At 69.8% G+C, this 14,991-nt stretch carries 14 protein-coding genes and 1 tRNA gene; all 15 read left to right on the forward strand.

Going from position 1 to position 14,991, the window contains the following annotated elements; genetic code table 11:
- Position 1 precedes the first annotated feature (1 nt).
- The 15 genes from fdxH to AC1DKV_RS11825 all read left to right on the forward strand — a co-directional run bounded on the left by fdxH (position 2) and on the right by AC1DKV_RS11825 (position 14,914).
- A complete protein-coding gene (gene fdxH, locus AC1DKV_RS11755; protein WP_441614592.1) occupies positions 2-958 on the forward strand; it encodes a formate dehydrogenase subunit beta in 957 nt (318 codons plus the stop codon).
- 11 nt (positions 959-969) lie between these two features.
- On the forward strand, positions 970-1,611 hold the full coding sequence (locus AC1DKV_RS11760; RefSeq protein ID WP_441614594.1) for a formate dehydrogenase subunit gamma: 642 nt from the start codon (positions 970-972) through the stop codon (positions 1,609-1,611).
- An 81-nt stretch (positions 1,612-1,692) separates the two neighbouring features.
- A complete protein-coding gene (fdhE, locus tag AC1DKV_RS11765; protein ID WP_441614596.1) occupies positions 1,693-2,661 on the forward strand; it encodes a formate dehydrogenase accessory protein FdhE in 969 nt (322 codons plus the stop codon).
- Positions 2,658-4,109, forward strand: a complete 1,452-nt coding sequence (gene selA / locus AC1DKV_RS11770) for an L-seryl-tRNA(Sec) selenium transferase (RefSeq protein ID WP_441614598.1) — start codon at positions 2,658-2,660, stop codon at positions 4,107-4,109. The genes fdhE and selA overlap by 4 nt, the downstream gene beginning before the upstream one ends.
- Positions 4,106-6,061 carry a selenocysteine-specific translation elongation factor gene (gene selB, locus AC1DKV_RS11775; protein ID WP_441614600.1) on the forward strand — a complete coding sequence of 652 codons (1,956 nt, stop codon included), beginning with the start codon at positions 4,106-4,108 and terminating at the stop codon, positions 6,059-6,061. Before selA ends, selB begins: the two co-directional genes overlap by 4 nt.
- Positions 6,040-6,135 (forward strand) — tRNA-Sec (locus AC1DKV_RS11780). The genes selB and AC1DKV_RS11780 overlap by 22 nt, the downstream gene beginning before the upstream one ends.
- 340 nt (positions 6,136-6,475) lie before the next feature.
- Positions 6,476-6,721 (forward strand): hypothetical protein, encoded by a 246-nt coding sequence (locus AC1DKV_RS11785; protein WP_441614602.1) that lies wholly within the window; start codon positions 6,476-6,478, stop codon positions 6,719-6,721.
- A 634-nt stretch (positions 6,722-7,355) separates the two neighbouring features.
- Positions 7,356-8,477: a transglutaminase-like domain-containing protein gene (locus AC1DKV_RS11790; RefSeq protein ID WP_441614604.1), complete on the forward strand. Its 1,122-nt coding sequence runs from the start codon at positions 7,356-7,358 to the stop codon at positions 8,475-8,477.
- Between the two features lie 8 nt (positions 8,478-8,485).
- Positions 8,486-9,559, forward strand: a complete 1,074-nt coding sequence (gene selD / locus AC1DKV_RS11795) for a selenide, water dikinase SelD (protein ID WP_441614606.1) — start codon at positions 8,486-8,488, stop codon at positions 9,557-9,559.
- A 310-nt stretch (positions 9,560-9,869) separates the two neighbouring features.
- Positions 9,870-11,264 (forward strand): selenium-binding protein SBP56-related protein, encoded by a 1,395-nt coding sequence (locus AC1DKV_RS11800; protein WP_441614608.1) that lies wholly within the window; start codon positions 9,870-9,872, stop codon positions 11,262-11,264.
- Positions 11,265-11,279: 15 nt separating this feature from the next.
- Entirely contained in the window at positions 11,280-11,954 is a 675-nt protein-coding gene (locus AC1DKV_RS11805; RefSeq protein ID WP_441614610.1) for a hypothetical protein, read from the forward strand.
- 343 nt (positions 11,955-12,297) lie between these two features.
- Positions 12,298-12,639 carry an FKBP-type peptidyl-prolyl cis-trans isomerase gene (locus AC1DKV_RS11810; protein ID WP_441614612.1) on the forward strand — a complete coding sequence of 114 codons (342 nt, stop codon included), beginning with the start codon at positions 12,298-12,300 and terminating at the stop codon, positions 12,637-12,639.
- A 120-nt stretch (positions 12,640-12,759) separates the two neighbouring features.
- Positions 12,760-14,418 (forward strand): FAD-dependent oxidoreductase, encoded by a 1,659-nt coding sequence (locus AC1DKV_RS11815; RefSeq protein WP_441614614.1) that lies wholly within the window; start codon positions 12,760-12,762, stop codon positions 14,416-14,418.
- Positions 14,415-14,783 (forward strand): 4Fe-4S binding protein, encoded by a 369-nt coding sequence (locus AC1DKV_RS11820; RefSeq protein ID WP_441614616.1) that lies wholly within the window; start codon positions 14,415-14,417, stop codon positions 14,781-14,783. Before AC1DKV_RS11815 ends, AC1DKV_RS11820 begins: the two co-directional genes overlap by 4 nt.
- Positions 14,780-14,914, forward strand: coding sequence for a hypothetical protein (locus AC1DKV_RS11825; RefSeq protein ID WP_441614618.1), 135 nt, complete (start codon positions 14,780-14,782; stop codon positions 14,912-14,914). Before AC1DKV_RS11820 ends, AC1DKV_RS11825 begins: the two co-directional genes overlap by 4 nt.
- Positions 14,915-14,991 lie beyond the last annotated feature (77 nt).

Raw genomic sequence — 14,991 nt, forward strand, 5'->3', positions numbered from 1 at the left:
CATGGCACTGCAATCACTCGATATCCGCCGGCGCTCGGCTACCACCACGCCATCCACGCAGGCGCGCGTGCCGGTCACCGGCTCCGTGGCCAAGCTGATCGACACCACCAAGTGCATCGGCTGCAAGGCCTGCCAGGCCGCGTGCATGGAATGGAACGACCTGCGCGACGAAGTCGGACACAACGTGGGCGTGTACGACAACCCGGCCGACCTCAGCGACCAGTCGTGGACCGTGATGCGCTTCTCCGAGTACGAGAACCCCAACGGCAACCTCGAATGGCTGATCCGCAAGGACGGCTGCATGCACTGCGACGACCCCGGCTGCCTCAAGGCCTGCCCGGCGCCGGGCGCCATCGTGCAGTACACCAACGGCATCGTCGATTTCAATGAGGAGAACTGCATCGGCTGCGGCTACTGCATCACCGGCTGCCCGTTCAATATCCCGCGCATCTCCAAGCACGACCGCAAGGCGTACAAGTGCACGCTGTGCTCGGACCGGGTCGGCGTGGGACAGGAGCCCGCCTGCGTGAAGACCTGCCCGACCGGCGCCATCGTGTTCGGCACCAAGGAAGACATGAAGCAGCATGCGGAAGAACGCATCGTCGACCTGAAGTCGCGCGGCTTCGACAAGGCCGGCCTGTACGATCCGGCCGGCGTGGGCGGCACGCACGTGATGTACGTGCTGCATCACGCCGACCAGCCATCGCTCTACCACGGCCTGCCCGACGAGCCGCGCATCAGCCCGCTGGTGGGCCTGTGGAAGGGCCTGGCCAAGCCGCTGGCGGTGGCCGGCATCGCCGTCACCGCGCTGGCGGGCTTCTTCCACTACATCCGCGTGGGCCCCAACGAGACGCTGCCAGAGGACGAGGCCGCCGCGCAGGCCGAACTGGCCCGCGAGCGCGAGCGCGCCGGGCGCGACCCGCGCGATCCGGACGATTCGCGCGGCTTGCCCGGCTGAGGAGGAACGCCATGAGACCCGAAGACAGGCCCGGCCTGATCGTGCGCTACACCCCCGGCGAGCGCACCAACCACTGGATCGTCGCCATCACGTTCATCCTGCTGGCGCTGTCCGGGCTGGCGATGTTCCATCCGTCCATGTTCTGGATGAGCAACCTGTTTGGCGGCGGCACGTGGACGCGCATCCTGCACCCGTTCATCGGCATCGTGATGTTCGTGGCGTTCCTGTGGCTGTCGCTGCGGTTCTGGCACCACAACATGCTCGACCGCAACGACCGCGTCTGGCTCTCGCAGATCCGCGACGTGCTCAACAACCGCGAGGAGGCCCTGCCCGAAGTGGGACGCTACAACGCCGGCCAGAAGCTGCTGTTCTTCGTCATGGTGCTGTGCATGCTGTTGCTGCTGCTGTCCGGCATCGTGATCTGGCGGGTCTACTTCTCCGCGTACTTCCCGATCGGCATCATCCGCTTCTCCGCCGTGGTGCACGCCATTTGCGCCTTCGTGCTGATTTGCGGCATCATTGTCCACATCTATGCCGCGTTGTGGATCAAGGGATCGGTCGCAGCCATGACGCGCGGCACGGTGACCTATGGTTGGGCCTGGAAGCACCATCGCGCGTGGTTCCGGGAAGTCTTCAGGCAAGGCAACAAGTAGCGCCGTCCGGATGCTGCCGCCCGCACCGCCGGCGCTTCCGGCGTCCCCTCGGGGACGCGGTTTCACGGACGCGGGACAACCATGGTGCAGCGCATTCTCCAACCCCACGAAATCGAAGCGCTCGATCACGTCGCGCTGGCGCGCCTGCGCCTGCCGCAGCGCACCGGCACCTTCGGCGCGCGCGCGCAACGCCTGCGCCAGCTGGCCGCAGGCAATCCGATCGGCGCCTACCTTGGCCTGATGGCCATCGTGGCCGATGCCCAGGAAGCCATCGCGCGCACCCTGGAAGTACCGCCGCCCGACACGCACGCCATCGCCCTGGCACACGAGCACCGCATGCCGCCGCTGGCGGCCGCGGGCGGCCAGGGCCAGCACGCATGGCACGCCGCGCTGGCGGCGCTGGCCGGCACGCTGCGCCAGTCGCCCGGCCTGCCCGCACCCGTGATGGCGACGCTGGCGCGGCTGGAGGCCCTGCCCCCGCTCGAGCTGGATGTACAGGCCCAGGCGCTGCTCAGCGGGCGCGACGCGGAAGCGGACCTCGCCATGGCGCCGTTCCTGATGGCGGCGCTCCAGGTCGGCTGGACCTGCAAGGCCAGCCAGCTCGCCGAGGCCGACGTGCCGGCGCTCGACGTGCACACCGTCTGCCCGGTCTGCGGCACGCTCCCCGTTGCCAGCATCGTGCGCATCGGCGGGCGCTACCAGGGCCTGCGCTACCTGCATTGTGCGCTGTGCGCCACCGAATGGCATATGGTGCGCATCAAGTGCAGCCATTGCGAATCCACCGAAGGCATCGCCTATCATGTCGCCGAAAGCAGTGGCGCTGGCGAAGGCGGCGAAGGTGGCAAAAAGAACGACGGCCTGCACGCCGTCAAGGCCGAGTCCTGCGAGCACTGCCAGACCTACCGCAAGATCTGCTACATGGAGAAGGACGCGCAGGTCGAACCGGTCGCGGACGATCTCGCCACGCTGGCGCTGGACGTGTTGATGGGCGAAGCCGGCTACGCGCGCGCCAGCGGCAACCCCATGCTGTGGCAGGGAGCGGAGTCTTGAGCGCACTGGACGACGGCGCGCCCGCCCTTGCCGGCCCGGCGGACATCCCCTCGGTCGACCGCCTGCTCGGCGGCCCCGAACTGCAGACCTTGCTGGCCAGCCACGGCCGCACCCAGGTCACGGCCGCGCTGCGCAGGCTGCTCGACGGCCACCGCGCGCAGGCCATCGCCGGCAGGCTCGCCATGGACGCCGTGGCCCCCGGGGCCCTGGCCGACGCCCTGGCCGCGGCACTGGCCCGCGCCGGCGAGCCGCGCCTGCGCGCCGTGTTCAACCTCACCGGCACCGTGCTGCATACCAACCTCGGCCGCGCCCTGCTGCCCGACAGCGCCGTGCAGGCGGTAGCGCGCGCGCTGACCGCGCCCGCCAACCTGGAGTTCGACCTGGCCACCGGCGCGCGCGGCGACCGCGACGACCTCATCGAAGACCTGCTGTGCGAGCTGACCGGCGCCGAAGCCGCGACGGTGGTCAACAACAACGCCGCGGCCGTGCTGCTGATGCTCAACGCACTGGCGCAGCGCCGCGAGGTGGTGGTGTCGCGCGGCGAACTGGTCGAGATCGGCGGCGCCTTCCGCATCCCGGACATCATGCAGCGCGCCGGCGCGCGCCTGGTCGAAGTCGGCACCACCAACCGCACGCACCCGCACGACTACGCCGATGCCATCGGCCCGCGCACCGCGCTGCTGATGAAAGTCCATTGCAGCAACTACCAGGTGACCGGCTTTACCCGCAGCGTGGCGGTAGCCGAGGTGGCAGCGCTGGCCGCCCCGCACGGCCTGCCGGTGGTGGTGGACCTCGGCAGCGGCACCCTGGTCGACCTGACCCGCTGGGGCTTGCCGGCCGAGACCACGGTACGCGAGACCATCGAAGCCGGCGCCAGCCTGGTGACCTTCAGCGGCGACAAGCTGCTCGGCGGACCGCAGGCGGGCCTGATCGTCGGGCGCGCCGACCTGATCCGCAGGATCAAGAAGAACCCGCTCAAGCGCGCGCTGCGCGTGGGCAAGCTCACGCTGGCCGCGCTCGAGCCGGTGCTGCGGCTCTACCGCGCGCCGGAACTGCTGGCCGACAGCCTGCCCACCCTGCGCCTGCTCACGCGCAGCGCGCCCAGCCTGCACGCGCAGGCGCTGCGCCTGTGCCCGCTGCTGCAGCCGGCGCTGGGCGACGCGTTCCTGGTCTCGGACGCGCCGATGTTCAGCCAGGTCGGCAGCGGCGCGCAGCCCGGCAGCCAGTTGCCCAGCCACGGCCTGGCCATCGCGCCCGTCGCAACCGCGGCGGGCGGGCGGCGCGCCGGCGCGGGACGGCAGCTACAGCGGCTCGAAGCCGCGCTGCGCGAACTGCCCCGGCCAGTCATCGGCCGTATCGCCGGGCAGGCCCTGTGGCTGGACCTGCGTTGCCTCGAGCAAGCCGACGAGCCCGCCTTCACCGCCCAGTGGCAGGCGCTGCGCCTATGATCGTCGGCACCGCCGGACACATCGACCACGGCAAGACCACGCTGGTGCGTGCACTGACCGGTGTCGACACCGACCGCCTCAAGGAAGAGAAGGAGCGCGGCATTTCCATCGCGCTGGGCTACGCCTACACGCCGCTGCCCAACGGCGACGTGCTCGGCTATGTCGACGTGCCCGGGCACGAACGGCTGATCCACACCATGGCGGCCGGCGCCAGCGGCATCGACCTGGCGCTGCTGGTGATCGCCGCCGACGACGGCGTGATGCCGCAAACGCGCGAGCACGCGGCCATCGTCGAGCGGCTTGGCATCGCGCGCGCCGCGGTGGCGCTGACCAAAGCCGACCGCGTCGGCCAGGCGCGCCAGGCCGAGGTGCGCCGCGAGATCGAGGCACTGCTGGCCGGCACGCCATTCGCGCAGGCGCCGGTGTTCGCGCTCGACGCCACGCGCGCCGACGATGCCGGCGTATCGGCCCTGCGCGCCTATCTGCACGAGATCGCGCAGCAATTGCCGCCGCGCGGCACCGACGGCCTGTTCCGGCTGGCGGTGGACCGCGTCTTCACCTTGCCGGGCCACGGCACGGTCGTCACCGGCACGGTCCTCGGCGGCCGGGTCCATGCCGGCGACACGATGCGCCTGGCGCCCTCGGGCAAGCCGGTGCGCGTGCGCGGCATCCATGCGCAGCAGCGCCCGGCCGACACCGGCCTTGCCGGACAGCGCTGCGCGCTGAACCTGGCCGGCATCGACAAGGAAGCGGTCAGCCGCGGCGACTGGGTAGCGGATCCGGCGCTGGTCGCGCCCTCGGCCCGCATCGATGTCTCGCTCACCTTGCTGCCCCAGGCAGAGCTTCGCCTGACGCACTGGACCCCGCTACACGTTCACCTCGGCACCCTGCACCAGCTGGCCAACATCGTGCTGCTCAGCACCGAGGCCCTGGAGCCCGGGGGCACGGCGCTGGCCCAGCTGGTGTTCGGCGCCCCGGTATGCGCCCTGCCCGGCGACCGCTTCATCGTGCGCAATGCGCAGGCGACCCTGACCGTTGGCGGCGGCCGCGTGCTCGACCCCTTCGCGCCCGAGCGCCGGCGCCGCACCGACCGGCGCATCGCCTGGCTGCAGGCGCTGCAGCAGATGACCGAAGGCGCCGGCCTCGCCCCCCTGCTGATGCAGGCCACGCACGGCATCGCCGCGGCGCGGCTGGCCTGCCTGAGCGGCAGCGGCCCGGCCGGCTGGCGGCTGCCGGACGACGCGCTGGTCGTGCCCGCGCCCGGCCATGCCGATGCCTGCGTCATCCTCGCCGCGCACTGGCAGGCGCTGCAGCGCACCGTGCTCGACACGCTGGCGGCATTCCATGCGCGCATGCCGGACGAGCCGGGGCTCGATGCCGGCTCGCTGCGGCGCGTGGCCTTTGCCGGTGCGCCGGCGCTGCCGCATGCCGCCTGGGCGGCGCTGCTCGACACGCTGCTGGAGCGCGGCGAGCTGCGCCGCAACGGCGCCTGGCTGCAGCTGCCATCGCACCTGGCCACGCTGTCCGAGGACGATCTCGCCCTGGCGCTGCGCGTCGTGCCGATGCTGGCGGCCGGCCGATACGATCCGCCGTGGGTGCGCGAGCTTGGCACCGCGCTGAACGTGCCCGAGGAACGCATCCGCGGCCTGTTGCGCAGGATGGCGCGCCAGGGCACGGTGCACCAGGTGGTGCATGACCTGTTCTACGACAACACGCAGGTGCGCGAACTGGCCGCGCTGCTGGCGGCCCTGGTCGCGCAGCACGGCAGCGTGGACGCGATCCGCTTCCGCGACGCCACCGCCCTGGGCCGCAAGCGCGCCATCCAGGTTCTGGAGTTCTTCGATCGCGTCGGATACACTCGTCGCGTCGGAAACGCGCGCGTGCTGCGCCCCGACAGTGAATGGCAGCCGTCGGGTGTTGCCAGCTGCGAGGAAGGCATGCGTATCCGGTGATGCGGCCGGGCTTCAAACCCGGTTGGGGGCGTTAGCCGTTCCCAGGTAGGTTCGACTCCTGCTGCTTTCCGCCATAAGGTTTCCGGGTTTTTGCGGGCATATCGACAAGCGAAGACTTGAAAGGGAGGCGTGTTTTTTTGCCTTCCCCATGCAGATCGTCGAGATTGGATGACTCACAACTGCGGCGGGCGGCGCTAGAACCCCCCGCTCTATCGGAAGGTGCCCCCACCAATTTCCAGCCGGGATCTCATCCGGCGCGTCAGGTCGGAGAGAATGAGGCCGCACCGGGATCACTGTATATCCATACAGTAAACTCAACTATACCCCCACGGCCTCGGATGACCCATACACTGTATATTCATACAGGTCAGGGGCTGCATTCCGCGGCACCCACCTCCGCCCGGAGTTGCCGCCATGCCCGATACTCTCGCCGTCAAGTACATCATCGTGCCGTACCGCAAGGGCAAGAGCGACGCACTCCTGCCTGGTGAGATCCGCCAGGCATCGAGCGAGGTCAGCGCTATCCGTATTGCCAACGCCATGGCATCAAGCTTCGCCGGCGTCGCGGCCTATGAGGTATTGGTGGACGAGGAAACCGGCGAGATGAATTCGCCCCGAATCCTGGTGCAGGAGGGGAACGTCCCCACCCTCGGCGAATGAAACCTGTCGGCCTTGCCGACAGCTTGCGCCAGGTCGGGAAACTGCCGCATGGGTGCGCCCCGGGCGCGGAGGGCAAAGGCAGCCGAGTAGCGACCCATGCAGGCAGGACGGACAATTGGCAGTTGCCAGCGGAGGTCCGCTCTCGGCCAAGGAACAGTCCTTCGACAATCACGTCAGGAGCATCGACAATCTGCATGCTCTCCCTGAACGTGAAGTTTGGGGGCTCGCTAGCGATGCGTGGAGTTGGCAGTTCTGCGTTGCCTTGGCGCATCCATTTGGCGCTGGGCCGCTCCTGGAATCGCTCAGCTCGCTTGTGGTAAGAGCCGACCGGCTCACGACTGGTGGAGGTCGCTTGCCGGGCCAGGAAGAGACATTCGCTGGTGGAACTTCGGATTTAGCGGCGAACTCCTCCGCCCACCGAAACAGCGGCGTGCACGGCTTAGGCCGAGCTGGCCTATGCTTACTCTTACTATTCTGCTTACTCCTCTCCCTACTCCTCGCCCGCTTTTCATTTGCTGTGCCGCAGCATGCGTGCGCATCATGTTGTGCTCCCCGCTTGTGCCGCGCCGGCCTACTATGCATTGGGCAGGCATATTGCCGCGCATTGCCCTGGCTTTGAGTGGGAGGAGTGCAAATGGACCGTCGTTCTTTCCTGAAAGCGGGCGCGGCCGCGCCCGTCCTTGCGAGCACAGCCGGCCTGGCCCGCGCCGGCGCGCAAGGCGCCGAGGCGCTGCCCGCGGCCGAAGGCTGGCGCATCTATGAAGTGACCACCGAGGTCACGCTGCCCGCGGCCGCGGCGCCGGCCAGCGTGTGGGTGCCGATGACCGCCGCGCGCATCGATGACTACCAGCGAACCTTGTCCACCACCTGGAGTGCCCCTGGCGCCATGGCCCGGGATACCCTCGCGCCCGGCTACGACGCGCGCATGCTGGCGCTGCGCTGGCCCGGCCCGGACGCCGTCGAGGGCAAGCCGCTGCATGCCACGCTGACCAATGTGGTGGCCCTGCGCGACCGCAAGACCGACCTTGGCCAGCCGCCTTCGGCGCGCGCGCCGCGCGAATCGGCCGCCACCCTGCGCGAATACCTCCGGCCCACGCGGCTGCTGCCCACCGACGGCATCGTCAAGGCCACCGCGCTGCAGATCACGGCCGGCGCGCCGGACGACATGACGCGCGCCCGCGCGCTCTACGAATGGGTGATCGACCACACCTGCCGCGAAGCCAGCGTGCGCGGCTGCGGCGTGGGCGACGTGCAGGCCATGCTGCGCACCGGCGGCATCATGAACGGCAAGTGCGCGGACATCAACGGCCTGTTCGTGGCGCTGGCGCGCGCCTCCGGCATACCGGCGCGCGATGCCTACGGCGTGCGCGTGGACACCTCCGCCTACGGCTTCAAGGCCATGGGCAAGGCCGGCGACATCTCCAAGGCGCAGCATTGCCGGGCCGAGTTCTACAACGCCGGCTACGGCTGGGTGCCGGTAGACCCCGCCGATGTGCGCAAGGTCGCGCTCGAGGAGGCGCCCGGCGGGCTGCCGATGACGCACTGGAAGGTGCGCTCGGCGCGCGCGATGCTGTTCGGCGCGTGGGAAATGAACTGGGTGGCCTACAACCACGGCCATGACGTGGCGCTGCCTGGCAGCAAGGAGGCCCCGGTTCCGTTCCTGATGTACCCGAACGGCGAGAGCGTCGCCGGCACGCTGGACAGCGTCGATCCCGCTGCGTTCGGCTACCGCATCGCTTCACGACGGATTGCATAGGGAGACTCATGACGCAAGAGACGATGCCCAAACGGCCGGCCAGCACGGCGATCAAGCTGACGGCCTTTTCCCACGGCGGCGGGTGCGGCTGCAAGATCGCGCCCGCCGTTCTCTCCGAGATCCTGAAGAACGCGCGGGGCTTGCCGGCCCCGCCCGCCCTGATGGTGGGCATAGAGACCAGCGACGACGCCGCCGTCTACAAGCTCAACGACACCCAGGCGCTGATCGCCACCACGGATTTCTTCATGCCCGTGGTGGACGACCCCTACGACTTCGGCCGCATTGCCGCGGCCAACGCCATCTCGGATGTCTACGCCATGGGCGGCACGCCGATCATGGCGCTGGCGCTGGTCGGCATGCCGGTGGACAAGCTGCCGCCCGAGGTCATCGGCACCATCCTGGCCGGCGGCGAATCGATCTGCGCGCAGGCGGGCATCCCCATTGCGGGTGGCCATACCATCGATGCGGTCGAGCCGATCTACGGCCTGGTCGTGATGGGCCTGGTGCATCCCGACCACGTCAAGCGCAATTGCGGCGCGCGGCCCGGCGATGTGCTTGTGCTCGGCAAACCGCTCGGCGTGGGCATCATGTCGGCCGCCATCAAGAAGGAAAGACTGGATGCGCACGGCTACCGCGAATTGATCGCCAGCACCACGCGACTCAATACCCCGGGCCGCCTGCTGGCCGGCATGGCGGGCGTGCATGCGCTCACCGACGTGACGGGCTTCGGCCTGCTCGGGCATCTGCTGGAAGTCTGCCGCGGCAGCGGCGTGGGCGCGCGCCTGGCGATGGAGCGGATCCCGCTGCTGCCCGGGGTGGCCGCGCTGGCCGCGGACGGCGTGATCACCGGCGCATCGGGGCGCAACTGGGCCAGCTACGGCGGCGAGGTGACACTGCTGCCGCAGATCGGCGCCGCGCAGAAGGCCCTGCTCACCGATCCGCAGACCAGCGGCGGCTTGCTGGTCGCGTGCGATCCGGCCACGGTGGACGACGTTCTTGCGCTCTTCCGCGACGAGGGCTTCCAGCACGCCGCCGTGATCGGCGAGACCACCGGCGGACCGGCCCGCGTGACCGTGGCGTAGTGGCATGGTCGCGTAGCGGCGCGCGGCTACCGCGGCCGCAAACCGTCGAACGGGTCCTGCAAGCGTTGCCGGGTCGCGGCTTTGCCGGGCACGCGCGGATGGCATGCACCTCCGTGTGTGGCAGGCCGAAACTGCCGCCGGGCGTATGGCACAGCTTGTGGTGCAGCGCTTCGCTTTGGACCGGCGCGTTCGGGTTGCGCCCCGATGTGTCCTATAGTTCAAATCCCGCCCCTGTCCAGCCGGTCAAGCGCACGCGCGCGGCATGCGGGGCCAGGCGGGGATATACGGCATAGGCACAAGGAGGCGCATCATGGCAACCTGGAAGCCCGACCCCAGCTTTTACCCGTCGCCCCGCCTCGCAGCGAAGGCGCCGCCCGAATCACTCGCCTATGTGGCGATGTTCGATCCCACGCGCAGCCAGCCCGACGGCATCGCGGTGGTGGATACGGACCCGGCCTCGCCGTCCTACGCCACCATCGTCGGGCAGGTGACCATGCCGAATGCCGGCGACGAACTGCATCACTTCGGCTGGAACGCCTGTTCCTCCTGCCTCTGCCCGAACGCGCCGCACCCGCATATGGAACGGCGCTACCTGGTGGTGCCTGGCCTGCGCTCCTCGCGCGTGTACATCATCGACACCAGGCCCGATCCGCTGCGGCCCGCCATCGCCAAGGTGATCGAGCCGGGCGAACTGGCCGAGCGCACCGGCTATTCGCGCCCGCACACAGTGCACTGTGGCCCCGGCGGCATCTTCCTGACGGCACTCGGCAATGGCGAAGGCAAGGGGCCGGGCGGCATCATGCTGCTGGACCAGCAGAGTTTCGACCCCCTCGGGCAATGGGAAGTGGAGCGCGGCCCGCAGCAGTTCGCCTACGACGGCTGGTGGCATCTCGGCTACGACACGCTGGTCACCAGCGAATGGGGCACGCCGGACATGATCGAAGACGGCCTGGTGCCCGAGATCCTGCTCGGCTCGCGCTACGGGCGCCGCCTGCATTTCTGGGATCTCAACAAGCGCAAGCATCTGCAGGAGATCGATTTTGGCGAGGAGTACCAGCTGGTGTTCGAGCTGCGTCCCGCGCACAACCCCACCAAGGCCTACGGCTTCGTCAACTGCGTGATCAGCCTCAAGGACCTGTCCTCGTCGATCTGGACCTGGTACCGCGACGGCGACAAATGGGCCGTGCGCAAGATCATCGATATCCCGGCCGAGCCCGCCGACCCCGACCTGCTGCCGCCCATCCTCAAGGGCTTCAAGGCGGTGCCGCCGCTGGTGAGCGACATCGACCTGTCAATGGACGACCGCTTCCTCTACGTCTCGTGCTGGGGCACCGGCGACCTGCTGCAGTACGACGTCTCCGACCCGTTCGCGCCGAAGCAGACCGGACGCGTGCGCATCGGCGGCATCGTCTCGCGCGCCACGCATCCGGGCGCCGGTGGCGCCGCGCTCAACGGCGGCCCGCAGATGGTGGAGATCAGCCGCGACGGCCGCCGCGTCTATTTCACCAACTCGCTGTACGGCGCGGTGGATGCGCAGTTCTACCCGGAAGGCATCGACGGCTGGATGGTCAAGCTCGATGCCGCGCCCGACGGCGGCATCGCGTTCGATCCGCGCTTCTTCCTGCGCTGGCCGGCGGGCCACCGGCCGCACCAGGTGCGGCTGGAGGGCGGCGACTGCTCGTCGGACTCGTACTGCTATCCATAACGGCCCGGAGCCGCCATGTTCACCGGTGCGGCCATCGCGCCGCAGACGCATCTCGCCGCGCAATGGGCCGCGCTGTGGCCGCTCTGGTGGCCGTGGCTCGCGGTCGCCGCGCTAGGGCTGTTCCACGGCATCAATCCCGCCATGGGCTGGCTGTTCGCGGTCGCGCTCGGGCTCCATCGCGGGCGCCGCAAGGTGGTGCTGCTGGCGCTGCTGCCGATCGCGCTCGGCCATGCGCTGGCGGTCGCGCTGGTACTGGCCGCCACGCTGACCCTGGGCAGCCTGCTGGACCCGGCCTGGCTGGCGCGCGCCGGCGGCGCGGTGCTGGTCGGCTGGGCCGCGTGGCACGCGCTGCGCGGGCACCGCCGGCACCCGCGCGTGGGCATGCAGGCCGGCATGGCCGGGCTGGCACTGTGGTCGTTCCTGATGGCGGGCGCGCACGGCGCGGGACTGATGCTGGTGCCGGTGATGCTGCCGCTGTGCGGCGCCGCCACCGCCACGGGCGGCGCGCTGGTGCCCGCGCTGCTGGCGCTGGGCCTGCATACGCTGGCCATGCTGCTAGCCATCGGCACCGTGGCGCTGCTGGTGTACGACCGCGTTGGCGTGGCCTTCCTGCGTACCGGCTGGATCAACCTGGACAAGGTCTGGACGGCGGCATTGGTCGGCTGCGGCACGATATTGCTGCTGGCATGAGCGAGCAGGGCGCCCGGCTCGCCCAGAGCAATCCGCCGGTATCCGCCGGGTAGCCTGCCGCGGCGTACTGCCGTGCCTTCGCTTCGCAGTACGAGCGCAGGGTCCGGCAGGAACCACATGCAGATGGCCTGCATATGGTCCGGCCTGAGGTTGCGCTCGCAATGCTTGCCGCCCGAGCCGGCGGAGAACACGTAGTAGTATCGGCCCCCTCATGACGCAACACATCCTTTCGTGGAAACCGCCGTTCCGCGCCACGCTGGGCGCGGCAGCGGCCTTCGCCGCATAGCGCACGCACCGGCGCATCGAAAGGGCACGACAAGGCAAGACAAGGCAAGACAACGCAATGAGCACCGAACTGAAGATCGAAGACATCGAAGCCGGCACCGGCAAGGCCGTGGTCAAGGGCGCCCTGATCACCACCCAGTACACCGGCTACCTCGAAGACGGCACCAAGTTCGATTCCTCGCACGACCGCGGCAAGCCGTTCCAGTGCGTGATCGGCACCGGCCGCGTCATCAAGGGCTGGGACATCGGGCTGATGGGCATGAAGACCGGCGGCAGGCGCAGGCTGTTCGTCCCGGCGCACCTCGCCTACGGCGAGCGGCAGGTGGGCGAACATATCAGGCCGAATTCGAACCTGGTGTTCGAGATCGAGCTGCTGGAGGTGTTGACGCGGGATGACTGACCGTCGCGGCGGACCTGCCTCCCGCGACAACCGCATAAGGTTCTCACCAATCCTTCGTTGTGCGCGCGGCGCGCCGTGGCTACTGTCCTCCGGTACACCACGATCCGGAGGAACCGTCGCATGCCATCCAGAGAGCGCGAACAGCGCGCCGATATCCATTCGCTCGAAGCCGATGTCCTGGTGATCGGCGGTGGGCCCGCCGGCACCTGGGCAGCGATTGCCGCGGCCGAACGCGGCGCGCGCGTGGTGCTGGCCGACAAGGGATACTGCGGCGCATCGGGCGCCACCGCCGCGGCCGGCACGGCGATCTGGCATGTCGCGCCCGAACCCGCGGCGCGTGCGGCGGCCAGGGCCAGCCGCTACACGCTGGGCGGCGAGCTGGCGGAGCCGGCGTGGATGGACCGCGTGCTGGACCGCACCTGGACCGGACTGGAACGCCTTGCCGAATGGGGCTATCCCTTCCCGCGCGACGAGAACGGGCAAAGCCGGCGCAATTCGCTGCAGGGGCCCGAGTACATGCGCCTGATGCGCAAGCGCGTCAAGGCGGCGGGCGGCCGCCTCCTGGACCATAGCCCCGCGCTGGAACTGCTGGTCGACGCCGGCGGCAGGGTGCGCGGCGCGCGCGGCCTGCACCGGCAGCCACGCGAGGGGCAGGCCGCGCAATGGCGCGTGCACGCCGGCGCGGTGGTGATCGCCACCGGTGGCTGCGCGTTCCTCAGCCGCGCGCTGGGGTGCAACGTGCTGACCGGCGAAGGCCACCTGATGGCCGTGGAAGCCGGCGCCGAATTGTCGGGCATGGAATTCTCCAACGCGTACGGGCTCGGGCCCGCCTTCTCCTCGGTGACCAAATCGCTGTTCTACCAGTGGGCCACCTTCTACGACGCGCAGGGCCAGGAACTCGAAGGCGCGGGCTCGGCGCATGGGCGCGGCGTGATCGCGCGCGCCTTGCAGACGCAGGCCGTGCACGCACGGCTCGACCGCGCCGACGCCAAGGTGCGGGCGTGGATGCGCAGCGCGCAGCCGAACTTCTTCCTGCCGTTCGACCGGCTCGGCATCGATCCCTTTACCCAGCGCTTCCCGGTCACGCTGAGGCTGGAAGGCACGGTGCGCGGCACCGGTGGCCTGCGCATTGCCGACGCGCAATGCGCCACCAGCGTGCCCGGCCTCTACGCCGCCGGCGACGCCGCCACGCGCGAACTGATCTGCGGCGGCTTCACCGGCGGCGGTAGCCACAACGCGGCATGGGCAATGTCGTCCGGCTGGTGGGCCGGCCAAGGTGCGGCTGCGTTCGCGCAAGACGCGCCCGCGGCTGCGGGCGAACCCTTGCGCGGTGCCGGCGCCGGCGACGGCGCACAGGTCCTGCCCGCCGGGCCCGCTCCCGGCCCCGATCCGCAGGTACTGGTCGCCGCCGTGCAGGCCGAGGTCTTTCCCTATGCGCGCAACTGGTTCCGCCACGGCGAGACCCTGGCCGATTCGCTCACGCGGCTCGATGCGCTCTGGCATCAGTGGGGCCAGCGCGCGCCGCAACGCGACGGCGAACGGGCGCTGCGCACGCGCGAAGCCACCGCCATGCTGGCCACCGCGCGCTGGATGTACCGCAGCGCGCTGGCTCGCACGGAGACGCGCGGCATGCACCGGCGCACCGATCATCCCGGGCTCGATGCGAGCCAGCGCTATCGCCTGGTCAGCGGCGGCCTGGACGCGGTGTGGACCACGCGCGAAGCCGTGCGCGACGAGCCCGGTGGCGGGACGGAGTCCGGGTGGAGAGCCGCGGCATGATCGAACTGCTGAACAGCGCGCGCTGCACTGGCTGCAATATCTGCGTGCGCGTGTGCCCCACCAATGTCTTCGCCATCGTCCCCGGCAACGTACCGTCGATCGCGCGGCAGCATGACTGCCAGACCTGCTTCATGTGCGAGCTGTACTGCCCCGAGGATGCGCTCTATGTGGCGCCCCTGGCGGATGCATGCCAGCCGGCGGACCACACCGCGGCGGCGCCGCCGCACCACGCCGGCAGCTATCGCGCGGCAGTTGGCTGGGGCAAGGGGCGAGAGCCGACCGCCGCGCAGGACGGCAGCCACGCGCTGCTCGGCCTGGCCCGTCCAGCCCCGCGCGCAGCCGGCGCCCGCCGGGGAACGCCATGATGGACCTGATCGACTGGATCACCGCCATTGCCACCGCCGTGCTGGTCTACGCGGCGCTGCGGCACCCGCTCTATCCGCCGCGCCTTGGCAAGGAAAAGGACGCGGCGGGCCGTGACGATGCCGGCCGTTGATGCCAGTCGTTGATGCCAGTCGTTGATGCCGCTCGTTGATGCCGTATCCCCTGAAAACCCATATTCAAAAATTCTGA

It is taken from the genome of Cupriavidus sp. 05T41, assembly GCF_056396525.1.

Coding starts and splice junctions, on each gene's coding strand:
- AC1DKV_RS11790 (WP_441614604.1), top strand. CDS start 7,356: ATGGACCGTCGTTCTTTCCTGAAAGCGGGCGCGGCCGCGCCCGTCCTT.
- AC1DKV_RS11820 (WP_441614616.1), top strand. CDS start 14,415: ATGATCGAACTGCTGAACAGCGCGCGCTGCACTGGCTGCAATATCTGC.
- AC1DKV_RS11825 (WP_441614618.1), top strand. CDS start 14,780: ATGATGGACCTGATCGACTGGATCACCGCCATTGCCACCGCCGTGCTG.
- AC1DKV_RS11815 (WP_441614614.1), top strand. CDS start 12,760: ATGCCATCCAGAGAGCGCGAACAGCGCGCCGATATCCATTCGCTCGAA.
- AC1DKV_RS11760 (WP_441614594.1), top strand. CDS start 970: ATGAGACCCGAAGACAGGCCCGGCCTGATCGTGCGCTACACCCCCGGC.
- AC1DKV_RS11810 (WP_441614612.1), top strand. CDS start 12,298: ATGAGCACCGAACTGAAGATCGAAGACATCGAAGCCGGCACCGGCAAG.
- fdxH (WP_441614592.1), top strand. CDS start 2: ATGGCACTGCAATCACTCGATATCCGCCGGCGCTCGGCTACCACCACG.
- AC1DKV_RS11800 (WP_441614608.1), top strand. CDS start 9,870: ATGGCAACCTGGAAGCCCGACCCCAGCTTTTACCCGTCGCCCCGCCTC.
- selB (WP_441614600.1), top strand. CDS start 4,106: ATGATCGTCGGCACCGCCGGACACATCGACCACGGCAAGACCACGCTG.
- fdhE (WP_441614596.1), top strand. CDS start 1,693: ATGGTGCAGCGCATTCTCCAACCCCACGAAATCGAAGCGCTCGATCAC.
- AC1DKV_RS11785 (WP_441614602.1), top strand. CDS start 6,476: ATGCCCGATACTCTCGCCGTCAAGTACATCATCGTGCCGTACCGCAAG.
- selD (WP_441614606.1), top strand. CDS start 8,486: ATGACGCAAGAGACGATGCCCAAACGGCCGGCCAGCACGGCGATCAAG.
- AC1DKV_RS11805 (WP_441614610.1), top strand. CDS start 11,280: ATGTTCACCGGTGCGGCCATCGCGCCGCAGACGCATCTCGCCGCGCAA.